Origin of the sequence: Ligilactobacillus sp. 110_WCHN, from assembly GCF_030518115.1 — a bacterium.
Taxonomy (GTDB): Bacteria; Bacillota; Bacilli; order Lactobacillales; family Lactobacillaceae; genus Ligilactobacillus; species Ligilactobacillus aviarius_C.
In genome coordinates, this window is sequence record NZ_JAULLI010000002.1 from 105,528 (window position 1) to 132,217 (window position 26,690).

Consider the following 26,690-nt stretch of genomic DNA (forward strand, 5'->3'; position numbering starts at 1 on the left):
TTTGTATAATTCAGGAATTAATACAAGCCGCTGATCTTGCCGTTTTCATCAACGTGCATTCCGTTGGCCGCTGGAACCTTCGGCAACCCCGGCATGGTCAAAACATTCCCGGTCAACGCAACGATAAATTGAGCTCCTAATTTTGGCACAAATTCTCGGATGTGAACGGTAAAGCCGGTTGGAGCACCAAGCAACTTCGCATTATCTGAGAATGAGTATTGGGTCTTGGCCATGCAGACCGGCATTTTATCCCAGCCAAGTTTGGCAAATTGTTTGATTTGGCGCTTAGCCTTTGGACTGTATTCAACCTTTACGCCGCCATAGAACTTCGTAACCAAGGTTTCGATCTTTTGTTCAATTGAATCTTCTGGTTGATAAAGTGGCTTGAAGTCCGATTCTTGGTCACAAGCATCGACAACTGCGTGAGCTAAATCAATTACGCCTTTTGAACCCTTTGCCCAACCATCTGAAATGTACGCATCCGCATCATCAGCCTTGCAAAGGTCAATTACTTGATTTAATTCCGCATCGGTATCCGTTGCAAATTTATTAACCGCAACCACAACCGGAACGCCATAGCGTTTCATGTTACGGATGTGCCGTTGTAAGTTGACGTATCCTTTTTGAACAGCTTCAACGTTTTCTTCGTTTAAGTTGTCCTTGGCAACCCCGCCGTTCATCTTCAATGCGCGAACAGTGGCAACGATTACGATTGCATCCGGTGTTTTGCCTAACCGGGGACATACAATGTCTAAGAATTTTTCAGCGCCTAAGTCAGCTCCAAAACCGGCTTCCGTCAACGTATAATCAGCTAATTCCATACTTGTCCGGGTTGCAATAATACTGTTGCACCCGTGAGCAATGTTTGCAAATGGGCCGCCATGAACTAAAGCGGGAGTGTGTTCAAGGGTTTGAACTAAGTTTGGCTTGATAGCATCCTTCAAAAGCAGTGTGATCGCATCGGTTACGCCTAATTGATCAACTGTTACTGGTTCGCGGTCAAAGTTATAGCCGATTACGATTTGGCCGATCCGCTTTTTCAAATCATTCAGATCCGTTGCCAAACATAAAACAGCCATCAATTCAGAAGCAACCGTAATGTCAAAGCCGTCTTCACGCGGAACCCCTTGTGTTGGACCACCTAAGCCGATCACCGTATGCCGCAATGCGCGGTCATTGATGTCCAAAACGCGTTTCCAGATCACCCGGCGCTGATCGATTCCAAGTTCGTTGCCCTGGTAAATATGGTTATCGATCAAAGCAGCTAAGGTATTGTTAGCGGCGGTTAAGGCGTGCATATCACCGGTAAAGTGCAAGTTGATGTCTTCCATTGGGACAACTTGTGAATAACCACCACCGGTTGCACCGCCTTTAACCCCCATGACCGGTCCTAAAGAAGGTTCACGCAAAGCAACCATTGTCTTTTTACCGATTGCACTCATTGCATCGGCTAACCCGATCGTTACGGTTGATTTTCCTTCACCCGCAGGCGTTGGGTTGATCGCCGTTACCAGGATCATCTTCCCTTTGGTTTGCGTTTTCTTCTTCAATGGTAGTGAAACCTTGGCCTTGTACTTTCCGTATAATTCAAGGTCGTCTTCAGTTAAACCAACTTTGTGAGCAACATCAACAATTGGTTCCATTTCTGTTTGTTGAGCAATTTCAATATCATTCATTGCGTAAACCTCCCATGTAAATTAAGTAATTTTTATTATATCTTATTTAAGCCAAAAACTCATTTCTGAACTGCGCGATTTGCAATATCATGCCGGTAATATGTCTGATTGACTGGATGATTGCTTAGGATTTCGTAAGCATTCGCTTGGGCTTCCTTGATCGAATCGCCAATCCCAATTACGGATAAGATTCGACCGCCGTTTCCGACCAATCGTTCTTGATCATCAACAGCAACGTTGGCGTAATCGATCATCCCTTGCCCTTGAATTTTAAAATCTGGCAATTGTTGACCTTTAACATAGTTTTGCGGATAGCCCTTGGCTGCAAGCACAACGTTGACGTAGGCTTGCGAATCAACTCCAATTGGATCAAGGATTTCCTGATCAACACATTCCGTCAGCAATTTGCCAAAATCATTTTTGATCCGTGGCAAAACGACCTGGGTTTCAGGATCACCCAACCGGACATTATATTCAATCACTTTCGGGCCATTGGCCGTCATCATGATCCCAATATAAATAATTCCGGTATAATTGAAGCCCATGGTGTGAATTCCGTTGATCGTTGGTTCAACAATTTCTTTAACCGTCCGGTCAAACGCCGCTTGATCAAATTGCGGAACGGGACTGTAAGCCCCCATGCCACCGGTGTTTGGCCCGCGATCATGGTCAAAAATTTTTTTGTGATCCTGTGCCACCGGTAAAATTTGAAATGATTTTTGATTCAAAAGAACGAAAATCGAATATTCCGGACCGTCAAGATATTCTTCAAAGATCACTGGGGTTTGCGGTGAAACTTTAAGGGTTGCAAGAACCTTCAGGGCTTCCTTTTGGTTTTCAACGATAAAGACGCCCTTTCCCCCAGCGAGGCCATCTTCCTTAATGACCGTTGGATATGAGGTTTGGGCAAGGACTGCATCAACCTCTTCCATTGAGGTGCATGTTTGGTGCTGAGCCGTTGGAATATGGAATTTTTGCATAAAGTTCAACGCAAAATCCTTTGAACTTTCCAATTGGGCCGCCTGTTTATCCGGACCGATGATTTTCAATCCATTGCTCGTAAAATAGTCAACAATCCCATCTGCTAATGCATCTTCCGGTCCAACCATTGTCCACGTAATTGCATGTTGGCTTGCAAACGCCGCTAACGCTTCAAAGTTATTTTCTTGAATTCCGACCGGATGAACTCCGATCCGTTCCATTCCAGGATTGCCCGGAGCACAGTAAACTTCATCAATCAGGGCACTCGCCTTTAATTTTCGGCAAATCGCAAATTCACGTCCGCCGCTTCCAATTACTAATACCTTCATCTTATTCACCGTTTCTTTTTAGTGCCGGAAGTGCCGGTGACCAGTCATCACCATTACAATTCCATACTTATCAGCCATCTTGATCGAATCTTCATCCCGAATCGAACCCCCTGGTTGAACGATCAGTTTAATTCCGTGTTGGGCAGCATATTCAACGGAGTCATCCATTGGGAAGAAAGCGTCACTGGCAAGCACAGATTGATCATTCAGCTTGTCTTTGGCATGGTCAATCGCAATTTTAACCGCATCGATTCGGTTCGGTTGACCAGCGCCGACGCCGATTGTTTGATTGGGATTGGCAACTAAGATTGCATTTGACTTGACAAACTTAACGGCCTCCCATGCAAATGCCATTGTCTTCAATTCGTCAGCGGTTGGTTTCTTTTGGGTAACGATCTTCCATTGAGTTGGATCTTCTTCTAGGTCATCCTGTTCTTGCATCAACATGCCGCCCATTACCGAAACGGTCTCAAGCCGTGGTTGTTCACTGCGGTGATCGAAGTCTAACGTCAACAACCGGACATTTTTCTTCTTTGCCAATACATCATAAGCATCATCGTCAAATGCCGGTGCAATAATGATTTCCAAGAATAATTGGTGCAATTTTTGCGCAGTTGCCAAATCAACTTTCCGGTTCAACGCAACAATGCCGCCGAAGATCGAAACCGGATCAGCTTCATAAGCGCGGTTCCATGCTTCTTCAATGGTCTTTCCGCGGCCAATTCCGCATGGATTCATGTGTTTCAAGCCGACCGCTGTTGGTTCATCAAATTCGCGGATAATCCGCAATGCCGCATCCGCATCCTTAATGTTGTTATATGAAAGTTGCTTGCCGTGAAGCTGTTTTGCTTGGCTGATTGAAAAACTCTTCGGGATAACGTCTTCGTAGAACCATGCTTTTTGGTGGCTGTTTTCACCGTACCGCATCGTTTGCTTCAATTGATATGGCAACGTTAATATTTGCGGCGCCGGATCATCAGTTTGGTAATCGAAGTATTGGGCGATCAAAGCATCATATGCGGCTGTTTCGCGAAAGACTTTTGCTGCCAACTCTTTCCGGGTTGCCAAACTCGTTTCCCCATTGGCTTGAATTTCATCGATCACCTTTTGATAATCGTTGATGTCCGTAACAACAGTTACATCCTTGAAGTTCTTGGCCGCTGCCCGCAACATACTTGGACCACCGATATCGATCTGTTCAATTGCCCCTTCAAAATCATCTTGATCCTTTAAAATGGTTTCTTTAAATGGATACAAGTTAACGCATACCAAATCAATCGGATCAATTCCGTGGTCGGCTAAGGTTTGCATATGATCGGCATGATCACGTTTAGCAAGTAAACCAGCATGGACATTCGGATGAAGGGTTTTAACCCGGCCATCTAAAATTTCTGGGAAATGAGTTACTTCTTGAATGTCAGTCGTTTGAACGCCGACTTGTTTTAAGAAATTCCGGGTGCCCCCCGTTGAAATAATTTCATAGCCGTTTTCAATTAATGCTTGGGCAAAAGGAACAAGATTCGTTTTATCTGAAACACTGATTAATGCTTTTTTCATTCTTTTTCTCCTTTACTGATTTGACAAATGACTTCATTTAATACTTGAGGATAAAGCCGATGTTCGGTTTGATGAATTCGCGTTTCAAGTTCATCCAACGTATCATCCGGCTTGATTGGAACATGTTCCTGGCGAATCACCGGACCGGTATCCAATCCTTCATCAATGTAATGCAGCGTTACCCCGGTTTGTGTCCGGCCATTTTGCAGGTGATCATCAAACGCGCGTTCAATGGCATGCAGCCCTTGAAATTCAGGCAAATATGCGGGATGAAGGTTAATGATTCGCTTCGGATAGTGGCTCAAAATCGTTGGCCCAATCACGCGCATATAACCGGCAAGAGCAATCAGATCAACCTGATATTCCTGAAGCTTGGTTAAAATTGCCTGTTCATATTCTGCTTTCGAAGCAAACTGTTTCAACGGAAAGGTTTCGTACGGAATCTGCAACCGCTTTGCCCGCTGAATCACGGGTGCATTCGGGTGGTCGCAGAAAAGCAAAACCACTTTGCCATGCTGAATTTCATGCTGGTTAAATGCCTGGACTAACGTTTCAAAGTTCGTTCCGTTTCCGGAAGCAAAAATCGCAATTCTCATTCGATCTCACCTCCATCGATCAAAATTTTGATTGAGGCTTGATTGGCTTGCCGCCTTGATAATTTGCCGATCATCCACGCCGTTTCACCTTGCGCCCGCAATTGATTCAAAACTGTATCTGCATTTTGCGGGGCAACGGCTAACACGAGGCCAATTCCCATGTTGAACGTCAGGAAACAATCATGCCAATCTAAATTTCCTTGCTTTTGCAAAAGGTTAAAGATTGCTGGAATCGGCCAGTTAACCGTGACTTCAGCTTTTAAATTCGATGCAAACATCCGCGGAACGTTTTCAAGCAACCCGCCACCGGTAATATGCGCAATGCCGTGAATCTGTCCTGCTTTGACTAACGGCAAAACTGATTGAACGTAGATTTTTGTCGGTGTAAGCAATGCTTCGCCTAAGGTTTGCCCGTCAAGCTCATCAAGTTGATCCGTAACCTTGAACCCCGCTTCATTGAATAAGATTTGCCGAACAAGGGAAAAGCCGTTTGAATGCAAGCCAGATGATGCAATGCCAATCAAAACATCGTCAGCTTGCGGATCATCAGTGGTCAATAACCGATCACGTTCAGCAATTCCCGTTCCAAAGCCAGCAATGTCATACTCGTTAGCCGGATACATTCCAGGCATTTCCGCCGTTTCACCGCCAATGATTGCCATTCCAGCCTGGCGACAACCGGCCGCAACGCCCTTAACGACTTCAGCAAGTTTATCCGGATCATTTTTCCCCGTCGCAATGTAGTCAAGGAAAAACAATGGTTCTGCTCCCTGGGCTAAAATGTCATTGACACACATTGCAACACAGTCAATTCCAATCGTTGAGTGGCGATCCATCATTTGGGCAATCATTAACTTGGTTCCTACGCCATCGGTTCCGGAAACAAGCACCGGCTGCCGATAATGACCAAGCGCACTCAAGTCAAACATTCCACCAAACTCGCCGATTTTTCCGTCAGCGCCAATCCGTTGCGTTGATTGGACATCCTTTTTGATTTGATCAACCAATTGATTCCCGGCTTCAATATTCACGCCTGCTTTTTGATATCGATTAGTCTTCATCAAACATTCCCCTTTGCTGTTTTAATGACTTTAAATATCCCGCTTCATAGTCATATAACGGTGTTGGATACTTGCCGGTAAAGTAAGCAACGGTCATCCCTCCGTTGGGCGCATCGCCCGCATCCGGAACGGCAATTGAATCGATCAATCCCTGAACACTCAAAAAGCCAAGGCTATCAACATCAATCAACCGTTGCATTTCCGCAATACTATGGTTAGCAGCCATTAACTCCGCCCGGGTTGAAACGTCAATTCCGTAAAAACACGGGAACCGGAATGGCGGTGAAGCGATCCGAAGATGGACTTCGCGAGCACCGGCATTGCGTAATAGTTTAACCAGTTGAATGGAAGTGGTCCCTCGAACAATCGAATCATCAACAACAACGATCCGTTTATCCTGAACGACCCCGCTGACCGCTGACAATTTCATCCGGACGCTTTGTTCCCGCAATTCTTGGGTCGGTTCAATAAACGTCCGCGCAACGTATTGATTTTTGATCAGTCCCATTTCATACGGAAGATGGGCGGCTTCAGCATACCCGGATGCTGCTGATAATGACGAATTGGGAACACCGATCACCATATCGGCATCCGCCGGTTGTTCTTTTGCAAGCCGCATTCCCATCCGCTTCCGTGCCCGGTGAACGTTCACCCCGTGAATATTCGAATCGGGTCGAGCAAAATAAATATATTCCATCGAACAAATTGCCAGTTGCGTTTCGGTCGTGTAATGATCGATGTGCATGCCGTCGCGGTCAATGATGATCAATTCACCTGGCTGAACATCGCGGACAAACGTTGCCCCCACAGCGTCAAGCGCACACGTTTCGCTGGCGACAACATATGCCCCGTTTGATAATTGACCCACACATAATGGTCGGATTCCATTCGGGTCCAACGCGGCAATCAAGGCATCCTGCTTTAAAATCAAGAATGCAAAGCCGCCGTGAATCTCATTCAGGCTTTGCTTCAATGCATCCATAAACGGCATTGAATGTTTTTGCCGAATCAAGTGAATCAAGACTTCCGAGTCTGAGTTCGATTGGAAAACCGCTCCTTTATTTTCCAATTGAACCTTTAATGACCGGGCATTTGTCAAATTACCGTTGTGGGCTAATGCGAGATCACCATCGTTAAATTTAAAGAGAAACGGTTGGACATTCGCAATCGAATTATTACCACTTGTTCCATAACGCACATGACCGATCGCGGTTTGGCCCTCTAACCGATGAAGGTCATTTGAATCCTTAAAGACTTCACTTAAAAGTCCCCGATCACGATGCTGATAAAAGCGATGATCATCATCGACCGTTACAATTCCCGCTCCCTCTTGACCGCGGTGTTGTAATGCATGCAGTCCAATATATGTTAACTGATTGGCATGCGGTGAATTAAAAACCCCGAAAATGCCGCATTCTTCATTTAATCCTTTGATTTCATTAAGCATGGAATTGCATCCTCCCATTGACGTTGAAGCTGCGTTCCGTTCAACTTGAATTCCGCATCGGTTGTCTTGACTTTTAATTCATGGGTCGCCGTTGTCTTTCCGATCAACATTGCGGCGCTTCCAAGAACCTCTTCAAAGGCAGCTTGGTCCGCCGGTTTAACCGTTAAGACGATTCGTCCCGGAGTTTCACTAAACAACCGGTTGGCCTGATCGTTCATTTCAACGTCCATTCCAAGTGATGTGTCAAAAATCATTTCAGCAAGGGTTACCCCAAGGCCACCTTCGCTGACATCATGTGCAGCGGTTACCAGTTGGTCTTGCATGGCCGTAAGTGTTTTTTGCAAAGCAGATGCGGCTTGATGATAATCAAATTCATTGACCTTGCCGTCAATTTTGCCCGTCAGCATTTTTTGAAGTTCTGAACCACTGAAATCATCTTTCGTTTGGCCGACAACATAAACTAGGTTTTCATCTTGAATAATATGGTTTGAAATTGCATGATCGACATTTGAAATCAATCCGACCATTCCAACCATTGGTGTCGGATAAATTGCTTGACCATTATTTTCGTTATAAAGGGAAACATTTCCTGAAATGACTGGGGTATTAAGTTCCCGGCAAAGTTCTGCCATTCCGGCGATTGATTGGTGAAGCTCCCAGTATACTTCAGGATCATTTGGGTCACCAAAGTTTAGACAGTCAGTAATCGCAAGCGGTTGAGCCCCCTTCGCGATCACATTGGCTGCGGCTTCAAGAACCGCAATTTGACCGCCGACCCGCGGATTCAAATATCCAAACCGACCGTTTCCGTCCGTGGTCATCGCCAATCCTTTTTGCGTTCCGCGAACCCGAATCACGCCGGCATCGTTGGTTGCATTCGGGCCGGCAACGGTTGAAGCCCGGACTTGCGAGTCATACGTTTGCGTTAAAACTTTCTTTGATGCAACGGTTGGTTGTTGTAATAAGCCAACTAACGTTTGTGCAGGATCATCAATTTTTGGAAGAGAATTTACTTTAAGATGGGTCAATCGTTCCGGTTGCTGTTCAGGGCACTTTTCTTGCAAAACATCGTCGGTTAATGACGAAACCGGAATATCAGTTACGGTTTGATCGTGATGCGTTAATACATATTGATGATCAGAAGTTACTTCCCCAATAACGACAACATCAAGGTTATACTTTTCAAAGAGTTGCCGCACATCTTCTTGATTTCCTTTTTTCACACATAACAGCATCCGTTCTTGCGATTCACTCAGCATGATTTCATATGCTGACATGCCGCTTTCCCGTTGCGGAACCAGGTCAAGGTTCATTTTGACCCCGCTATTCGCTTTGGATGCCATTTCACAACTTGATGAAACTAAGCCGGCAGCCCCCATATCTTGAATTCCGACTAACCAGTCAGCATGCTTTTGAATCAATTCAAGGCAGGCTTCCATTAACAGTTTTTCCATAAACGGATCACCAACTTGAACCGCTGACCGTTGGGTTTCATGTTCACTGTCAAAGTCGGTTGATGCGAAGGTGGCACCGTGAATACCATCCCGGCCGGTTTTGGCACCGACATACATGATCAGATTTCCTTCGCCTGAAGCGCGACCTTTTTGGATATCCTTTTTATTCATCAACCCCACACTCATGGCATTGACTAACGGATTGCCTTCATAGCATTCATCAAACGTCGTTTCTCCCGCAACGGTTGGGATTCCCATGCAGTTACCATAACCACCGATTCCCGCAACGACCTCGTTGATCAAATAACGGGTGTGCGCATTATTGATCTCACCAAAATGCAGTGAATCAAGTGATGCGATTGGTCGGGCACCCATACTAAAGATGTCCCGCAAAATTCCGCCGACTCCGGTTGCTGCTCCTTCGTATGGTTCAACGGCTGATGGGTGGTTATGACTTTCAGCCTTGAAAACAACCGCTTGATCATTACCGATATCAACGATGCCGGCCCCTTCCCCTGGACCTTGTAAAACCCGTTCGTTTTTATTCGGGAAAAGTTTCAACAATGGCTTGGATTTTTTATACGAACAGTGTTCACTCCACATTACCGCAAACAATCCCGTTTCGGTATAGTTCGGCAACCGATGAATCAGGTGATTGCAAATGTAATCATATTCTTTTTCAGTTAATCCCCATTCAAGATATGGCTTTTGGGCTTTGATTTCCTGGGGTGTCATTTCTTGATCAATCATAAATTAACCTCCATTTTTAGTGCTTAAGCGTAAGCAACGATTGGAAAACTTTGAAACCGTCATCATTGCCGACAATTTTTTCGGACGCTCTTTCCGGATGAGGCATCATTCCAACAACGTTACCGCGCCGATTACAAATTCCCGCAATATCGTTCACACTTCCATTCGGATTTTGATCAACATAACGGAAAACGATTTGATGATTTTGTTCTAACTCATCAATCGTTGCCGGGTCGGCGTAGAAGTTGCCATCTGAATGGGCAATCGGCAAATGAATTTTTTCATCCTTAACGTACTTCGTTGTAAAAGGCGTGGCATTATTTTCAACCTGCAACGCAACTGGCCGGCAGATAAACTTCAGATTATCATTTTTCTTCAAAACCCCGGGCAGCAAATGGGCTTCCGTCAAAATTTGAAATCCATTACAGATTCCAATCACGGGCTTGCCTGAATCGGCAAATTGACGAACTGCTCCCATAATCGGTGTTAAAGCAGCAATGGCGCCGCACCGCAAATAGTCCCCGTATGAAAATCCACCAGGAAGCATGACCGCATCGAATCCATCTAAACTCGTTGCCGTTGACGGAACGTATTCAGCGCTGACATGGCACAGGTTTTCTAAAACGTAATGCAAATCGCTATCGCAATTTGATCCTGGAAAAACAATGATTGCAACTTTCATTTAATCTTCCCCCAATTGTTCATAACGATAAACTTCGAGATTAAAGTTTACGAGCAACTTTTCAGCTAATTCTTCAACCGTTTGAGCAGCCGTTCCCTCTGAGTCATCGACTTCGATATCAAAGAATTTTCCAACATGAATTGCCTGAATAGTTTGATATCCTAAATCTTTTGCTGCGTCAGTGATCGTATCACCTTGGGGATCAAAAACGGATGGTTTATACGTTACATATACCCGAAACTTTTTCATTGTGCTCCTCCTTTTAAAGTAAAATTACCTTTTCTAACCGTTGAAGAACTTCTTGGTAAACCGGGGTCAACTCGCCTAAGTCTTTCCGGTAAACATCCTTATCTAAGTGATGATGGGTTTTCGTATCCCATAACCGGCAATTGTCTGGTGAAAATTCATCAGCAAGAATCACTTTTCCGTTTGGTAAAGTTCCAAATTCCAGCTTAAAATCGATCAGTTGCATGCCTGCTTTTTCAAATAACGGGATTAATAATTGATCAACTTTCCGTGAAATTACCCACATCGTATCTAATTGCGATTGGGTAACAATTCCGAGGGCGATTGCTTGAGAAGCATTAATTGCAGGATCATCAAGTTCATCGCTTTTAAGGCACATCTCTTCAACTGGAGTTTCAAATTTCTTGCCTTCTTCAACGCCGTAACGGCTTGCAAAGTGGCCAGCAGAATAATTGCGGGTGATCATTTCAAGCGGAATGATTTTGACTTTTTTGACAAGTTCTTCGGTATCCGAAATCCTTTTAATAAAGTGGGTTTCAATTCCGTTTGCTTCAAAATATTTGAAAATCAACGTCGAAATTGCATTGTTCGTTTTCCCCTTATCATCGATATGGTCTTTCTTCTTGCCGTTTAAGGCTGTCGCCTGGTCTAAATAAACGACCCGCAAAACATTTTCATCTTCCGTTGTCCACATTTCCTTTGCTTTCCCAGCATAAATTTGATGTACCATCAATCATAATCTCCTTTATATTGTTCACTATTATACGAACATTTTTGAATAATCAATTATTATACATTCAGAATATTCCAAGAACAGTCGGATGTCAATATAACATTCTAACAATTTTGTGATTAATCAATTTTATTGTTCATAATTGTATTATTTAATTTTATAAATCGCACATTAAAATTGTTTATTTATTTTTTATTCGAACAAAATAAAGAGGCACCTTTCTTCAAAGATGCCTCTTTATTGCTTAAATATTTAAATTACGAATTTTAAAGTTACTAACAATGTTCGTCTTTTATTGTTTCCAAATTCCAGTTTGATCAATTTCCTTCAACGTCTGATCAAGCTGATTCGTTAAAATTGTAATATGGCCCATTTTCCGATTCAGCCGAACTGCACTTTTTCCATAATCATGAAAATGCCAGTTAGGTTTCTCAAAAATCAAATTCCGCACCCCGGAAACATGCTGGCCTAAGACGTTGACCATCACAACGGGTTGCAGAAGCTTAATTTGCGGCATTGGCCAGTTACAAATTGCCCGGTTATGAATGTTAAATTGCGAAAAATTACATGCTTCGATCGAATAATGGCCTGAATTATGCGGCCGCGGTGCCAATTCATTAATATAAACCTGATCATCAGTTCCGATAAACATTTCAATCCCTAAAATGCCGCAAAGGTCGAGGGCCTGGGCAATGGCCACGGCCATTTCTTCTGCCCGCGCCGCAACTTCACTTGGGATTCTTGCCGGAACGATGCTTTCGTGGAGGATCTGATTACAATGAATGTTTTCACTGACTGGAAAAACGCTTGAATCGCCGTCAACATTCCGTCCGACCATCACGGAACATTCGCACTTAAAATCAACGGCCTTCTCCAAAATACATGGACAATGTTGCAAGATCTCCGCGGTTTGTTCTAAATCTTCCTCGCTATTAAGCCGGACCTGACCTTTTCCATCATAGCCACCTTCACAAGTTTTTAAATAACATGGAAAACCGATTCGTTTTAATTCATCTTCAAAATCTTGCGCGCTGTTAATTGCAGCAAACTTAGCGGTTTGAAAGCCGTGTTCTTTCAAAAATGTTTTTTCACGAATCCGATCCTTAGTGATCCGCAACAGCTCTGTTCCTTGAGGAATTGAAACAACATCTTTAACCGCATCTAACGCGTCCAAATCAACATTTTCAAATTCATACGTTAACACGTCGGCTTCGTCAGCTAACTGCTGAATTGCATTCACATCATCATACGGCGCAACAATTTGGCGATCACAAACCTGGCCGGTTGGACAAGTTGGATCCGGATCAAGAACAATGACCTTCATTCCCGCTGCTTTAGCTGAAAATGCCAGCATTTGGCCTAATTGACCGCCGCCAATAATTCCGATCGTATCGCCCTGTTCAATTTGCTTATTCAAGATGCGCACTGCTTTCTACGGCAGCATCATGCTGCTGTCTCCGGTAATCGACTAAGCGGTCTGCAAGTGCATCATCATTTAAAGCCAACATTTCGCATGCCATCAAAGCCGCATTCCGGGCTCCCGCTGCTCCAATCGCCATGGTAGCAACCGGAACGCCAGCTGGCATTTGACCGATTGAGAGTAATGAATCCATTCCTCCAAGTGCATGGGTTTGAATTGGAACCCCAATGACTGGAATGATCGTATTGGCCGCCAGCATTCCTGGAAGATGGGCTGCCCCGCCAGCTCCCGCAATAATTACTTTAATTTCCCGTTCACGGGCCGTTTGACCAAATTTCATCAATTCAGTCGGCATCCGGTGAGCGGAGACCACCTGCTTTTCATACGGAACATTCAATTTATCCAAAATCTCACCCGTCAACTTCATGGTTGACCAGTCTGAGATGCTTCCCATAACTACACTAACTTGAGCATTCATGAATATCTTCCTCCTTCATTAAGGTTAGCTTACCAAATAAATTGAACATTGTAAACACTATTTATTTTTATCGTTCGTATATAAACTTTTAATATTAATAATGATATTAAATTACGAGCTGTTAAAGATAAAGCCGAACAAAAAAGAGACTGTGACCCAAATCACAATCTCTTTGCTATCTTCATATAATCAGGTTCCAAAACAAACGAGTTACTTGGAAGGACGCAAACCTCCGAATCTATGCTGCGCGATTCGTTCGCTTTTCTGCTTCCACCACGCTCGTTTTTGACGTTTTGTCACACCTTCTCTTATTTAATTAATTCAGCAACATCCGTTGCCAACCGGGCAGCCGTCTTCGGCATCATCAAAAAGCTGTAGGTCGCTTTTCCCGTTACGAACCGGACAACACCCCACCGGTTATGTTTCACTTCTTTAATATCGCTTAACTTGATGCTTTGACCATTAAAAACGATCAATGCATGGTAATTGATTTTTCCGTCTTCAATTTGAAGATACCGCCCCCGAAGTTCGACCAAGGCCACAATCAAAAATAAAATCAAAGTCATCAAGGTCCAAATTTGAAAGACCGTAATTTCCAGCCATAAAAGCATACTGAAAAGAAAAATCATCCATGTGAATGACCAGCAAACAATCGAGGTTGGAACATCTGGTTGACTGTAATATCTCTTTTGTTTCATTTTTTCACCTTCAATTAACGTTTCTTCTTTCCCCAATATTGAAAGAGGTCCGTTCGCAGCGAACCATTGTATAGTTTACGTCTTTTAGTTGCCTGTTCGCCATAATATTTTTCAAAATTTAAATCGCTTGTAAGAATATACTTACTCCACGTAGTCATTGGACGGTAGATTTTTCCCATTTGTTCATACAAAACGTGAACACTGTCACGATCGCTTAAACGTTGTCCATATGGCGGGTTAGCAACGATCACGCCATTTTCCTTATCAGTCTTAAAGTCTTTAACCGCTAACTGTTTGAAATGAATATCATGCAAAACCCCGGCTGCCTTCGCATTGACCTTTGAAATATTGATCATTCGTCCGTCAATATCGTAGCCAGCAATGTCGAGTTCAACGTCATGTTTTTCAGCTGCGCGGGCTTCTTCGCGAAGTTTTGAAACCATCGTTTCGTCGACTTGCTGCCATTGTTCACATACAAAATGGCGGTTGATTCCCGGCGCGATGTTGCGTCCCAATAGAACTGCTTCAATTGGAAGCGTTCCTGAACCACACACTGGATCCATAAACGGATCTTCCGGATACCAATGTGACAATAAAACAAGGGCCGCAGCCATATTTTCCTTCATCGGCGCGCCCCCTTTATCTAACCGGTATCCGCGCTTAAATAAACTTGATCCCGTTGTATCAAGGGTAACCATTACTTTGTTTTTATTGATCGAAGCCTGAACCGGATATTCAGCCCCTGTTTCCGGAAAATTCGTCCGCCGATGATACGTTTGATTCATGCGTTCAACAATTGCTTTTTTAGTAATTGCCTGAACACTCGGAACATTATGCAATTGCGATTTTTGTGATTTACCGCTTACCGGAAAAGCCGCATCGAGTGCCAGCCAATCTTCCCACGGAATTTGCTTTACATTTTCAAACAAATCATCAAAGGTTTTCGCCATAAACTTTGCCAAAACGATTTTTACCCGGTCAGCAGTCCGAAGCCATAAATTTAAACGAATAATATCCTGAAAGTCGCCTTCAAGCCGCGCCCGACCATTTTCAACATTGGCATGATATCCAAGGTGTTTCAGTTCGTTTCCAAGAATTCCTTCAATTCCAGCAGCGCACGTCGCGATTATTTCCATTTTCCTCATCCTTAATTAAAAATAGGAGGTTGCAACAATGTCGCAACCTCCTCCTGTCATATGTAGTGCTCTATAAGCCACGTTCCGTACGTCATCCAGCCAGGACTGGAATCGGTGGTAATCATCTATCTCCGAGTTAAAAACTCGCCCCCATGATTAGTTCATTTCCGTCATGAAGCGCCCCTACCAAAATTTGGGTTACCTGCTCGAGGGGTTTACCGCGTTCCACTAGTACCGTTTCCAATACTATTTCGTCACTGTGGCACTTTTCAAGACTACTCAGGCATGACCGAAGTTTTAGCCTTTTTATCTGCCGTTACCTACGATGTAGGTACCTTGCCTTATTTTTTCAGCAAGCACGATCACTACAGGCATCGCAGCCTGTGCAAGCTTGGACTTTCCTCAGACTGCATAAGCAGCCCGCGATTACCCGAACACTACACGCTAATCAACATATTTAATTATTAAAAACGACTACTTTGGTCATTATCATCATTAAGTTGAGCACCAAAAACGCGTCGTTCCAAATTAGAAAGTCGCTTCAAGATGTCCATGTTGTTGACATTTGAAGTTGGTCTTGCAGCTTGACCAGACTTACCAACAGCAACTTGCTTCGTAAGTTCGTCAACTTTGCTTACAAGCCGATCATTTTCCATTTGTAACCGTTGATTTTCTTTAGTGAAAGTCTCGTAGTCTTGGATAACTTTATCTAAAAATTCATCAACATCCGCTGGATCATAACCGCGCATCTTAGGCTTAAAATGCTTGTTTACGATTTCTTTAGGCGTAAGATTGACATTTTCCATAAATTACACCTCGTCTCCGATAGGTACTTAACTCATAACAGCAATATTATAGCAGAATTGTTTTTAGTTGCCAAGATTTTCTTGAAATTCATTTGCAGCGTCTTGCAAATTATCCATGTCAAACATCGTAACCGGGTAATCATGATTTTCTGCGTATTGTTGAACGGCTTGATAATCATACTTCGGTTTTCCAGGATATTCCGGATCATAGATCAGCGTTGCCTCGTCCGTATGGTCCAGCATAAACTTTTGAAAATTTTTCAATTGTGCCGGCGATTGATATGGTTGTTTACTGATACTTGCACAAAAATCAACCTTGGATTCCAAATCGCTTAACAGCATGCGATTCTGTTCGTTCCATTGACTGCCAAACTCACTGAACGGGTACATCAGTGAAACTTTCAATTCTGGATACTCTTCCTTCAATTCTATTGCCGCTTCCGCAGCCCATTGTTCAACCCCAAGTTGGCCGCCGGTAATCACCCACTCAAGCCCATCATTAAATTTCTGTTCAAAATGTTTTTTTAGTAAATACTTAATCACTTTGACTTTCGGATCATTATTTGCAAAAACTCCGAGTTCATAACTTCGATAACCAGTTACCCATAACCGCAACTGCTTCACCTGCCCTTCACGATTTTGCCTAAAATCTTGATAAATGGTAAAATACCGGGATAGGAGTGTGATTTTGATGACACTTAACTATCCGAATGGTCAGCACTACTCTCAAAAGCAGAGTACCACATTCAAGGCGAAACATAAATCGCCAAGTCGAATTGTTTATGGCAATCGCGGAATGACGCTTGAACAGGGAATCAATGATAGTAATCAATACTACCTTGAACGCGAGATCGCCGTCATCCACAAGAAACCCATTCCAATTCAAATTGTTGACGTTGATTACCCGAAGCGAAGTGCAGCGGTAATTAAAAAAGCGTATTTCAAAACGCCGTCAACGACTGACTACAACGGAATTTATCGGGGTTACTACCTTGATTTTGAAGCAAAAGAAACCAAAAATAAGACCGCCTTCCCGTTAAGCAACTTTCATGAGCACCAAATCAAACATATGAAAGCTTGTGAAAAACAACACGGAATCTGTTTTACAATCGTTCGTTTTGTTTCGCAAGATGAACTGTATTTAATGCCGACATCCCTTCTATTTAACTATTGGGACAATCAAGCTCATGGACGCAAGTCGATCCCGAAAAAGGAAATCGAAGACGTGAGCTTTAAAATTGAATATAGTTTGCAACCTCGAATTCCATACCTTAAAGCGGTGGATTTACTAATTAACCAAATCGAAGGAGATAATAATGAGTAATCAAGATCCAGAATATTCAAGAGTTAATCGGCGAGAAGCTGAAGAAGCGGTTCGCGCAAAGGGCCCTTGGCATATTATCAAGCGCGTTTTGCTAGTTATTTTGATTATCTTTGTCCTTGGAGTTGCGGCTGGTTCAGCCCTCTTCTTCTACTATGCAAAAAGTGCACCTGAACTTTCAACAAGCAAATTATCAAGTCCAGGTTCGACGATCATTTATGACGCGAACAATAAAAAGATTACTTCACTGGGGTCTGACAATCGGACTTTGATTGCTGAAGATAAGGTTCCGCAACAGTTAAAAGATGCGATTGTTTCAATTGAAGACCGGCAATTCTATCAACAAAAAGGAATTGACCCGAAACGAATTTTGGGGGCGTTTTTAAACAACCTTAATCCAGGTTCAGGCCTTCAAGGGGGAAGTACGATCGACCAGCAATTGATCAAATTGTCATACTTCTCAACTTCCAAATCTGACCAAACACTTAAACGGAAAGCGCAAGAAGCTTGGTTGGCTCTGCAGCTTGATAAGCATTACTCAAAAGATCAAATTTTAACATTCTACATTAATAAGGTCTTTATGGGATATGGTAACTATGGAATGGAAACGGCTGCTAAATTCTATTACGGTAAATCATTAAGTCAGCTTGACTTAGCTCAAACTGCATTGATCGCTGGAATTCCGAATGCGCCATCTTCATATAACCCGTATTCGAATCCAAAATTGGCCTTAGAACGGCGGAATGAAGTTCTTCAGGCAATGTATGAAAATCACAAGATTTCAAAGAGTCAAGAACAGCAAGCGCAAGCCGAAGATATCAATAACGGACTTCTTCCAGTCCACCAAAACAACGTGGAAGACAGCGAAAAAGCTAAAATCGCTGATCCTTACTTGAAGGAAGTTATTCAAGACGTTGAAGCCAAAGGATACGATCCATTTACTCAATGTCTCAAAATCTACACTAACCTTGATATGAATATTCAAGAAAAGTTGTACGAAATTGCCAATACTAACAATTACGTCTACTTCCCGAATAACAAGATCCAGGTTGCCTCAACAATCATTAACCCCCACAACGGAAAGGTTGTCGCAATGATTGGAGGACGGAAATTAGGAAACGTTACTTTCGGCCTGAACCGTGCCGTTCAGACTGATCGGACTGACGGTTCAACTGCTAAACCGTTAATGGATTATGGTCCAGCAATCGAGTACAAGCAATGGGCAACGTACCATATGTTGAAAGATGAACCATATAACTATCCAGGTTCAAACACTGCCCTTTATGACTTTGACCATAAATATGAAGGTAACATGACAATGCGGGAAGCCTTGATTGAATCCCGGAACATCCCTGCAATTCAAACATTAGCCAGTGTTGGTCTTCCAAAAGCAACGAAGTTCCTTCAAGGACTTGGCTTTAACTATAAGTCTGGATTGCACTATTCAAACGGGATCGGACTTCCATCATCAACGTTACAAAACGCAGCGGCCTACGCAGCATTTGCTAATGGCGGAATTTACTATAAGCCACAATATGTCAATGCGATCGAAACACCTGATGGAACGGTTAAACAGTACTCTAACGAAGGAAAACGGGCAATGCAACCGTCAACGGCATACATGATTACTGACATGTTGAAACAGGTTATTACTTCACCAAAGGGAACTGGGACGGAAGCGAATATTCCTGGCCTTTACCAAGCCGGAAAGACCGGAACAAACGCTTATCCATCAGATGTTGCGAATGAATTTCCATCCAACGCGATCATGGATTCATGGTTCAATGGTTACACCAAGAACTATTCCGTATCTGTATGGCTTGGATATGATCATCAGTATCAACCAGGAAATTACATGACGCAACCAACAGCCAACCTCGCTTCGCAATTCTATAAGCAAATTATGGAATATATGTCCGAAGATGTATCAAACACTGACTGGGTAAAGCCAAGCACCGTTTACGTTAAGTACATCAACGGTGTCCGGCAACTTTACCTAGCTGGGTCTCAACCGCCTTCAAGTGAGATCTTCTCAAAGAAGAGCAGCATGGCGAAATTCCAAAGCGTCTTTTCAAAGATCGATGATTCACAAAAGAGTCAAAATAGTAACTCGCAGGCAAATTCAAATTCAGACCAGCAAAGCAAGGTTCAGGCAAACAGCCAATCACAACAGCAAAGCGATAACAATAATAACCAGAACAACAATAATCAAAATAATAATCAGCAGAATAATAACAACAATAATAATCAAAACAATAACAATGATCATCATTAATGTTATTTAGCTGCTAAAAAGAGGTTGTGATATAACAAATCGCAACCTCTTTTGTTGTATCTATCCCTATAATCGGGCTCCAAAACAAACGAGCTAAGCGGAAGTTCGAAAACCTCCGAATCTATGCTGACGCGATTCGTTCGCTTTTCTGCTTCCACCACGCTCGTTTTTACTGTTTTGTCACACCTTCTTTTTCAAAGCATATTGATAACCTTTTCATTCCAATCAATATATAATAAAAATGTAAAGGTTAAAGGAGGTTTTGATTATGTCATTAAAACATGATTTGAAAAATATTGTAGTTAATGAAGAAGTTTCAGGACCATTTATTTCATTGTTTTTACCACTTTATCCTAGCAAAGACAATTTCAAATTTGATGACACCGAATTTAACAGTCTTCTTTCAAAAGCCAAAAAGCAATTTATTGCAAAATATGGCGAAAAGAACTGGTCAAAGTACGAAAAGAAAATTAAAGCAACACAAAACGATATTATCTTTGATTATGCTCAATCAAAGTCACTTGCGATCATTATTAGCAATGAAACAGCTTACCACTACTACCTTCCACGGAAAGTTGATCTCCAAGTTCGGGTAGCCGATAAACCATATATTTTACCAATTATTCGCGGATACGAATATATGCCAAGTTATAATATTGCAAAGATCACCCGTTCTTCATTTGAAATGTTTACCGTTAAAAATGGATTAGTTTCCCAAATGAATTTGAGTGATGACGCCCCGGTTTCAGCTGAACAAGCATTAAACATTGATACGCCTGATCAAAAGATTCGGATGGAGCAACGCGGCGGCGGTTCATATGACCAATTCAGAGGAACCGATGTTAAAGCAGAAGCTGAACAAGCAAACATGGATCAATACTTCAGAATGGTCGATGAATACATTACTAAACACATCAGCTTAAAGGATCACTTAAAAGTTGTTTTAATGGCAACTGAAGATGATGCGGGCGAGTTCAAGAAGTTATCCCACAACCACTTCTTGGATAAGGAAGATACGTTGACAATTCCAGCAGTGATCAATCATGAAACGCTTGAAAAAGCAACGGCCAAAATTACCAAACGGTTCATTGATGAAAGCCGGGAAAAGATTGAAGATGCAATTGACCTTGCCCACTCAAAGAAGAGATACCTTGAAGGAATGAAGGACGTTCAAGCAGCAGCCAAAGAAGGCCGGCTTGATACGACCGTGATCGCGCACGAACTTGCCGTTAACGAAACCGAAACTGACGAACAGGTTCAAGCAAATGAAATTGCGATCGACACGTTGGTATACGGCGGTCAAGTTGATTTAGTTGATCCAGCTGTTATCAATGATCAGTCAATTGTGGGAATTCTTCGGGGAATTTAATTTAAAATCACGATAGTTAAAAAGAGGATGTGATCAAAATCACATCCTCTTTATTATATCTGGATAATCATTTTTCCGCTACTCCGACCACTTATTCAGCGGAATCTTCGGTTTCACCCGGTTTCCTTGTTTTCGTTGGCTTTGACTCTGATGTCTGAATTTGGTCCGTTGACGCTGGACATCAGCCGCCGTTTTGATGCCTTTCTTTTCCCATGCAAGCAAAATTTTATCCATGTACTTTAAATTATAAACGCCGCTTAAAACGGCCTCTTTTAAAGCTAAAATGATAATCTCAGGTGAGTAATGATCCTCATTAAGCCAACTATCGATCATTTCCATATCAAATGAAGACAAGGGATGGCCAAATTCCTGCTCAATTCGAGCAAAGACATCATTGCGTGTTTGCTGATGAGCTTGAATTTGGTGTTCCTGGGTCTGATCGCGTAAAAGTTTAAGTGTCTTTTTATACAGTGGATCTAAGCTATATTGGTCTGAATTCCGTCCCTGATCGTCCACCACTGATGTCAAGCTGATAATCCCCTTTTCAATCAATCCGTGAAGCAATTGATAAATCTGAGCTTCATCCTTACTCATGATTTGGGCAATCGTTTGAAGATCAAAGGCTTGTTTTCCATCCTTCAATGCAGCTTTAAGTTCAAGCAAAAAGACAAATTCTTCCGCGGTCATTCCGAGCTTGACGTAATTTTTCAAAATCAAATTGGGAATTGTCGTACCTTCTGTCTGCAATAATTTCAATGCAATTGCGTCATCCATTCAAAATCCCTCCTCAATCATTCAGATAAGAAAAGAGGCTGAACATATCCAGCCTCTTTTTCAAGTCCCAATTTTACGGGTAAATCCGGTTTAACAAACGTGGGAATGGAATTGCTTCCCGAATGTGGTCTTCGCCTGTGATCCAAGTAACGGCCCGTTCAAGCCCAAGACCAAATCCTGAATGCGGAACACTTCCATAACGCCGTAAATCAAGATACCATTCGTAATCTTTCATGTTCAAACCGGCCTTTTCGATTTGTTCCTTCAAGTAATCCGTATCAGTTGCTCGTTCTGAACCTCCGATAATTTCACCATAGCCTTCAGGTGCTAATAAGTCTGCGCAAATAACAACATCATCCCGGGTTGGGTGTGGCTTCATGTAGAATGGCTTGATGGCCTTCGGATAGTTCATTACAAACACTGGCTTACTAAATTGTTCAGCCAAATATGTCTCTTCCGGTGAACCAAAGTCTGCTCCCCATTCAACATCTGGGAATTCACCTGAATCTTGCAACATCTTGATTGCTTCATCATATGAGATTCGTGGATATGGTAATTCGGTATACCGCTTCAAAACATCCTTATCACGGCCTAAAATATTCAATTCGTAATCACAGTGATCCAGGACATTTTGAACAAGATATGCAATGTACCGTTCTTGAACTTCAAGACTTTCTTCTTGGTGAGTAAATGCCATTTCAGGTTCGATCATCCAAAATTCGATCAAGTGTCGCCGGGTCTTTGACTTTTCAGCCCGGAATGTTGGTCCAAATGAGAAGACCTTGCCGTAAGCCATTGCGCCGGCTTCTTCATAAAGCTGACCAGATTGTGAAAGGTATGCATCCCGGTCAAAGTACTTCGTGTGGAATAATTCAGTTGTTCCTTCTGGTGCACTTCCGGTCAAGATTGGCGCATCAACCTTCATAAACCCTTCCTTGTTGAAGAATTCATATGTTGCCCGAATCATTTCGTTCCGGATCTTCATAATTGCGAATTGCCGACTTGAACGTAACCATAAGTGCCGGTGATCCATTAAGAAATCTGTTCCGTGTTCCTTTGGTGTGATTGGATAATCTTCACTTTCACCAACAATTTCAATATCTTCAACTTCAATTTCGTAACCAAAGTGTGACCGTGAGTCCTCATGAATCGTTCCGGTTACGTACATACTTGTTTCTTGCTTAACTTCCTTAGCAATCTTAAAAACTTCTTCAGAAACGTTGTTCTTTACAACTACTCCTTGGAAATATGCTGATCCATCTCGCAATTGTAAGAAAGCAATTTTCCCGCTTGAACGCTTATTTGTAAGCCAAACTCCGATTTTGACTTTTTCGTTTACGTGGTTCTTTGAATCAATAATACTGATCGTTTCCACAAGCCGTTCCTCCTCTAATCTTAATTGATAATCTCAAAAAAAGATTTACTTTTTTTTAATTATAAACTATCTTCCGAAATGTGTCATTATCATTCGCTACATATTCGTGATATTTTGTAAGACTTGCCCGTCTTTAAATGCAACCTGGGCATAGCACAAATTACCTTGCTGATTTTCATAGGCAACTTCCCATAACGGAGTGCCCCCATTTTTCATTCCAAAAACGATTTTCACAATTTTTTGCGGCTGGTACTTTTGATTAACGATTTTTTCGGCTGCTTTCTTAGTAATCCCCTTATTTTTCGCGTAAATATTTACGCGATTGCCCTTCTTGGGAATTACAACGTACACATCCTGATTATCATCGTTTTCGCCTTCAATTGTGTAATATGTACTATTACGATTATAAATATAAAAGTTTTTGACACTATCAACCTTCGCATATTTTGCCGCCATCTGAAAAGCTTCACTCTTCGCTTCGCGGTATGGCAACTGAGCAACCATATAGTATCCCCAAATGACGATCAAAATTAAAGCAATGATTCCAATGATGATCATCCGTTTGATGCGCTTCGTTTTGCGTTGAACCCGTCCCATTCTGAGCCTCTTCTCTATTACATGTTATCAACTATTATAACAAAAAAATAACCTAACGTTTGGAATTAAAGAAATTTGTAATTTCAGCTGTCAGTTGTTCGCTCTCAATTACCTTGACCGGCATTCCCTGCGGAAAAGTATTCACAAACTGCTTTCCATAACTGCGGTTAACGATTCGCGAATCAAGCGTGATCACTAAGCCCCGGTCATGTTGTGTTCGAATCAAGCGGCCAACTCCCTGGGCAAACCGCATAACCGCTTCAGGAAGCGCAATGTCGTTGAACGCATTGCCACCGGCCCGTTCATCCCGCTGATACCGAATCTGGTTATACGGACTTTGAATCGCTTGAAATGGCAGTTTAGCAATCACAAGGGTTTCAAGCTGGTCAGCCGGTAAGTCGACCCCTTCCCAAAATGTCCCCGTTGCAAGCAACAACTGCGGTACATTTTGGACTGACTGAAACTTTTTCTTTAAACGTTCAGCGGTGCCCGTAACGTTTTGCGCCAAAATCTGCCATGACTGCATCCGTTCATCATCGCGCAATTGGTCGTAAACTTTTTCAACCATTTCGTTTGAATTAAACAGAACCATTGTCTGCCGGTGTTGTGCTTGGCAAATCTGAATAATCTGATCACTTAAATAGTTTGCATATTCGTCAGCCGGAACTTGATTGACATCCGGGACATCCTTAACCAGTAAGGCCTTCGCCTGATGCTCATAATCAAAAGCCGACTGATATTTGAAATGTTTGCTTTCAACCGCGCCAAGCTGATCAACGAAATACTGATACGTTTGCGAAGTAAAGTAGCTTCCACTAAAGAACAGTACCTGATTGAAAAACGAATAGACGTTAGTTTGCAAGAAATCTTGGGACTCCATCAACCCAAAGTGAAGCCTTAAGTGGGCGCCATCCTGGGCTTGCGGATAACTGAGCCACATCAGTAAACTGTCCGCCGTCTTTTCAAGGTTTTCCAACGCAAGCCGATCCCAGTTTTTTAACTTTGCAAGCAATTCATTACTGAGTTTAAAGTACGCTTTAAACAGATTAAATGACTGACTATCAAGGCGCTGTTGGTCAAGCAATTCAATAAAGTGCCGGTAAAGTTTTGGATTTTTATTTTCCAAGAACCGAATTGCATTTTGCACCTTACGATATTGATTGACGTGTTCCTTAACAAAGCCAAAAATCTTTTTAAACTGAACCGGAGTTTCCGTAATTTTGGCGATTCGTTGCAACTTCATGAACCGCTGCAGCATTGCATCGCGAAATTCAGGAATCGTATGGTCGATGACTTGAATTTTTTGGAGAATCTTCCGGTACTCAGCCTTAGTCAGCAGCCGCTGTTCGATCAAATTTGCAAATGAATATGAAACCTGCGACTCCATTTTGACAAGCAACGTATCAGCGAGAATTTTGACCGCATCAAGATCCATTACCTGGTTATTATTTTGCAACGTTGTCGTTACTAGCTGTTGGGCTTCATCGACGATCAAAGTTCGATGCTGATCTGCAAATTCCGCCGCATGCTTGATCAAATAAGCGTGATTCGTAATCACAAAATCCGCATTTTGCATCTCATCAGTTCGCCGCCGCATGAAATCATATTGGTAATACGGACTTTCCTGATTTAATCCCTGAACTCCATGATGAGTAATTTCATCAAATAACGGCAATTGCTGAACCGTAAAGTTCAATTCATCCAGATCACCCGTTTCAGTTTGGGTCAGCCAGACTAATAACCGCATCTGAATCAACCGGGTATAATCATTTTGCGGCTGATCAAGCGTATGCGCAAACTTGTCTAAATCAATATAATGTTGACTCCCCTTTAACGAAACAACGTTGACCTTAAACGGTAAAAACTGATCCAGTTGGTTGATTTCCTGGTCGATCAGCTGATTTTGAAGAGCATTTGTCGTTGTACTGATCAAAAAGCGATGACCATATTGAAGCTCATGGGCTGCTGGCAGCAAATATCCCAACGTTTTCCCTGTTCCCGTCGGTGCTTCAAAAAAGGCTTGCGGCTGTCCGTGCCGCATTTGGGAAGCGACATCTTCCATCAAATTTAACTGTTGCGGCCGCTTTTCATAACTTGACGGCCATGCCTCAAGCAATGGTTGCTTTGAGCTTGTACGGTCATGCCCTTCAAATTTTCGTGGACGCCGGAAAGTAATTTTCCCGACTTGAATCAAATCAGCGTCATGCTTCTTTGGCGCATTCCGGTTTCGCAGTTCATTTGAAAACAGCATTCCGGTTTCAAATAATAGTGCATCCCCCATTGATTCAAGCTGGCGTAATAACGAATCCGGGAGTTGATGAATCTGATTCATTAGTTTGATCAACAACTCGGCCGTCACGACCGCATCACTATCCGCCTGATGGGGCCGTTCGTGACTAATTTTCAAGGCCGCACTTAAATCCTGGAGCCGATACGATGCCAGACACGGATATAAAATCTGACTAAGCTGAACGGTATCAACGCCCTTTAAATCCAGTTCCGGATACCCAACCCGTTCAAGTTCGGTATTTAAAAAACGATAATCAAACTGAATGTTATGCGCTACAAAAACGGTATCCTGCAATAACGCATAGATCGTTCCCGCAACGTCATCAAAGAGCGGGGCGTGCCGCACATCCTTTTCATGAATTCCCGTTAGATTTTGAACATCTGCCGGAATGGCCATCAACGGGTTAATTAATGTATTAAAAGTATTTACAATTTTGCGATTTTGAACGAGAACACAGCTGAATTGAATGATTCGGTTCGTTCCGTCCATCTTCGTTCCGGTCGTTTCAAGATCAACAACCGCGAATGTTTGATTCTTTGCCATTCTTCCGTCATTCCTTTAATTTCTAACTTTGATTTTACAATAAACTACCGTTTAAACTCAAAATAAATTCCCGAATAGTTAAAATAACAAATTATT

The 26,690-nt window shown here is 42.6% G+C and carries 23 protein-coding genes and 1 other RNA gene; 3 read left to right on the forward strand and 21 right to left on the reverse strand.

Annotated elements, in window-relative coordinates:
• Nucleotides 1-17 precede the first annotated feature (17 nt).
• The 17 genes from Q3C15_RS01440 to Q3C15_RS01520 all read right to left on the reverse strand — a co-directional run bounded on the left by Q3C15_RS01440 (nucleotide 18) and on the right by Q3C15_RS01520 (nucleotide 16,665).
• Complete coding sequence (locus Q3C15_RS01440) at nucleotides 18-1,676, reverse strand: formate--tetrahydrofolate ligase (RefSeq protein WP_302703641.1); 1,659 nt, start codon at nucleotides 1,674-1,676, stop codon at nucleotides 18-20.
• A 59-nt stretch (nucleotides 1,677-1,735) separates the two neighbouring features.
• The gene (purD, locus tag Q3C15_RS01445; protein WP_302703646.1) at nucleotides 1,736-2,986 is read right to left on the reverse strand and encodes a phosphoribosylamine--glycine ligase; all 1,251 of its coding nucleotides are present in this window, start codon (nucleotides 2,984-2,986) and stop codon (nucleotides 1,736-1,738) included.
• An 18-nt stretch (nucleotides 2,987-3,004) separates the two neighbouring features.
• Nucleotides 3,005-4,543: a bifunctional phosphoribosylaminoimidazolecarboxamide formyltransferase/IMP cyclohydrolase gene (purH, locus tag Q3C15_RS01450; RefSeq protein WP_302703647.1), complete on the reverse strand. Its 1,539-nt coding sequence runs from the start codon at nucleotides 4,541-4,543 to the stop codon at nucleotides 3,005-3,007.
• The gene (purN, locus tag Q3C15_RS01455) at nucleotides 4,540-5,139 is read right to left on the reverse strand and encodes a phosphoribosylglycinamide formyltransferase (RefSeq protein ID WP_302703649.1); all 600 of its coding nucleotides are present in this window, start codon (nucleotides 5,137-5,139) and stop codon (nucleotides 4,540-4,542) included. Before purN ends, purH begins: the two co-directional genes overlap by 4 nt.
• Nucleotides 5,136-6,200 (reverse strand): phosphoribosylformylglycinamidine cyclo-ligase, encoded by a 1,065-nt coding sequence (gene purM / locus Q3C15_RS01460; protein WP_302703651.1) that lies wholly within the window; start codon nucleotides 6,198-6,200, stop codon nucleotides 5,136-5,138. The genes purN and purM overlap by 4 nt, the downstream gene beginning before the upstream one ends.
• A complete protein-coding gene (purF, locus tag Q3C15_RS01465) occupies nucleotides 6,190-7,647 on the reverse strand; it encodes an amidophosphoribosyltransferase (RefSeq protein WP_302703652.1) in 1,458 nt (485 codons plus the stop codon). Before purF ends, purM begins: the two co-directional genes overlap by 11 nt.
• Nucleotides 7,623-9,848: a phosphoribosylformylglycinamidine synthase subunit PurL gene (gene purL / locus Q3C15_RS01470; RefSeq protein WP_302703686.1), complete on the reverse strand. Its 2,226-nt coding sequence runs from the start codon at nucleotides 9,846-9,848 to the stop codon at nucleotides 7,623-7,625. Before purL ends, purF begins: the two co-directional genes overlap by 25 nt.
• 19 nt (nucleotides 9,849-9,867) lie before the next feature.
• Nucleotides 9,868-10,533, reverse strand: coding sequence for a phosphoribosylformylglycinamidine synthase subunit PurQ (purQ, locus tag Q3C15_RS01475; RefSeq protein ID WP_057827327.1), 666 nt, complete (start codon nucleotides 10,531-10,533; stop codon nucleotides 9,868-9,870).
• Nucleotides 10,534-10,782, reverse strand: coding sequence for a phosphoribosylformylglycinamidine synthase subunit PurS (gene purS / locus Q3C15_RS01480; RefSeq protein ID WP_057827326.1), 249 nt, complete (start codon nucleotides 10,780-10,782; stop codon nucleotides 10,534-10,536).
• Between the two features lie 13 nt (nucleotides 10,783-10,795).
• A complete protein-coding gene (purC, locus tag Q3C15_RS01485; RefSeq protein ID WP_302703657.1) occupies nucleotides 10,796-11,509 on the reverse strand; it encodes a phosphoribosylaminoimidazolesuccinocarboxamide synthase in 714 nt (237 codons plus the stop codon).
• 295 nt (nucleotides 11,510-11,804) lie between these two features.
• Nucleotides 11,805-12,929 carry a 5-(carboxyamino)imidazole ribonucleotide synthase gene (gene purK, locus Q3C15_RS01490; RefSeq protein WP_302703659.1) on the reverse strand — a complete coding sequence of 375 codons (1,125 nt, stop codon included), beginning with the start codon at nucleotides 12,927-12,929 and terminating at the stop codon, nucleotides 11,805-11,807.
• Complete coding sequence (gene purE, locus Q3C15_RS01495; protein WP_278851282.1) at nucleotides 12,922-13,410, reverse strand: 5-(carboxyamino)imidazole ribonucleotide mutase; 489 nt, start codon at nucleotides 13,408-13,410, stop codon at nucleotides 12,922-12,924. Before purE ends, purK begins: the two co-directional genes overlap by 8 nt.
• Nucleotides 13,411-13,718: 308 nt before the next feature.
• The gene (locus tag Q3C15_RS01500; protein ID WP_278851284.1) at nucleotides 13,719-14,108 is read right to left on the reverse strand and encodes an EbsA family protein; all 390 of its coding nucleotides are present in this window, start codon (nucleotides 14,106-14,108) and stop codon (nucleotides 13,719-13,721) included.
• 14 nt (nucleotides 14,109-14,122) lie between these two features.
• Nucleotides 14,123-15,253, reverse strand: a complete 1,131-nt coding sequence (locus Q3C15_RS01505) for a class I SAM-dependent RNA methyltransferase (protein ID WP_302703662.1) — start codon at nucleotides 15,251-15,253, stop codon at nucleotides 14,123-14,125.
• Nucleotides 15,254-15,312: 59 nt separating this feature from the next.
• Nucleotides 15,313-15,682, reverse strand: an RNA gene (gene rnpB, locus Q3C15_RS01510) — RNase P RNA component class B.
• A gap of 26 nt (nucleotides 15,683-15,708) precedes the next feature.
• Entirely contained in the window at nucleotides 15,709-16,050 is a 342-nt protein-coding gene (gene gpsB / locus Q3C15_RS01515) for a cell division regulator GpsB (RefSeq protein WP_283613208.1), read from the reverse strand.
• Between the two features lie 63 nt (nucleotides 16,051-16,113).
• Nucleotides 16,114-16,665, reverse strand: a complete 552-nt coding sequence (locus tag Q3C15_RS01520) for a DUF1273 domain-containing protein (protein WP_064207838.1) — start codon at nucleotides 16,663-16,665, stop codon at nucleotides 16,114-16,116.
• 76 nt (nucleotides 16,666-16,741) lie between these two features.
• Between Q3C15_RS01520 and recU the strand changes: the two genes are divergently transcribed.
• From recU to Q3C15_RS01535, 3 genes are all read left to right on the forward strand, one after another.
• Nucleotides 16,742-17,374 (forward strand): Holliday junction resolvase RecU, encoded by a 633-nt coding sequence (gene recU / locus Q3C15_RS01525; protein WP_302703666.1) that lies wholly within the window; start codon nucleotides 16,742-16,744, stop codon nucleotides 17,372-17,374.
• Nucleotides 17,364-19,646 carry a transglycosylase domain-containing protein gene (locus Q3C15_RS01530; protein WP_302703687.1) on the forward strand — a complete coding sequence of 761 codons (2,283 nt, stop codon included), beginning with the start codon at nucleotides 17,364-17,366 and terminating at the stop codon, nucleotides 19,644-19,646. The genes recU and Q3C15_RS01530 overlap by 11 nt, the downstream gene beginning before the upstream one ends.
• Nucleotides 19,647-19,914: 268 nt before the next feature.
• Nucleotides 19,915-21,015, forward strand: coding sequence for a hypothetical protein (locus Q3C15_RS01535; RefSeq protein WP_204778723.1), 1,101 nt, complete (start codon nucleotides 19,915-19,917; stop codon nucleotides 21,013-21,015).
• Nucleotides 21,016-21,093: 78 nt separating this feature from the next.
• On the opposite strand, the gene Q3C15_RS01540 is transcribed toward Q3C15_RS01535, so the two are convergent.
• From Q3C15_RS01540 to Q3C15_RS01555, 4 genes are all read right to left on the reverse strand, one after another.
• Nucleotides 21,094-21,789, reverse strand: coding sequence for a DnaD domain protein (locus Q3C15_RS01540; RefSeq protein WP_204778722.1), 696 nt, complete (start codon nucleotides 21,787-21,789; stop codon nucleotides 21,094-21,096).
• 73 nt (nucleotides 21,790-21,862) lie between these two features.
• Nucleotides 21,863-23,164 carry an asparagine--tRNA ligase gene (asnS, locus tag Q3C15_RS01545; protein ID WP_064212901.1) on the reverse strand — a complete coding sequence of 434 codons (1,302 nt, stop codon included), beginning with the start codon at nucleotides 23,162-23,164 and terminating at the stop codon, nucleotides 21,863-21,865.
• Between the two features lie 96 nt (nucleotides 23,165-23,260).
• Complete coding sequence (locus Q3C15_RS01550; protein WP_289554599.1) at nucleotides 23,261-23,761, reverse strand: DUF5590 domain-containing protein; 501 nt, start codon at nucleotides 23,759-23,761, stop codon at nucleotides 23,261-23,263.
• A 52-nt stretch (nucleotides 23,762-23,813) separates the two neighbouring features.
• The gene (locus Q3C15_RS01555; protein ID WP_302703671.1) at nucleotides 23,814-26,594 is read right to left on the reverse strand and encodes a helicase C-terminal domain-containing protein; all 2,781 of its coding nucleotides are present in this window, start codon (nucleotides 26,592-26,594) and stop codon (nucleotides 23,814-23,816) included.
• Between the last annotated feature and the right edge of the window lie 96 nt (nucleotides 26,595-26,690).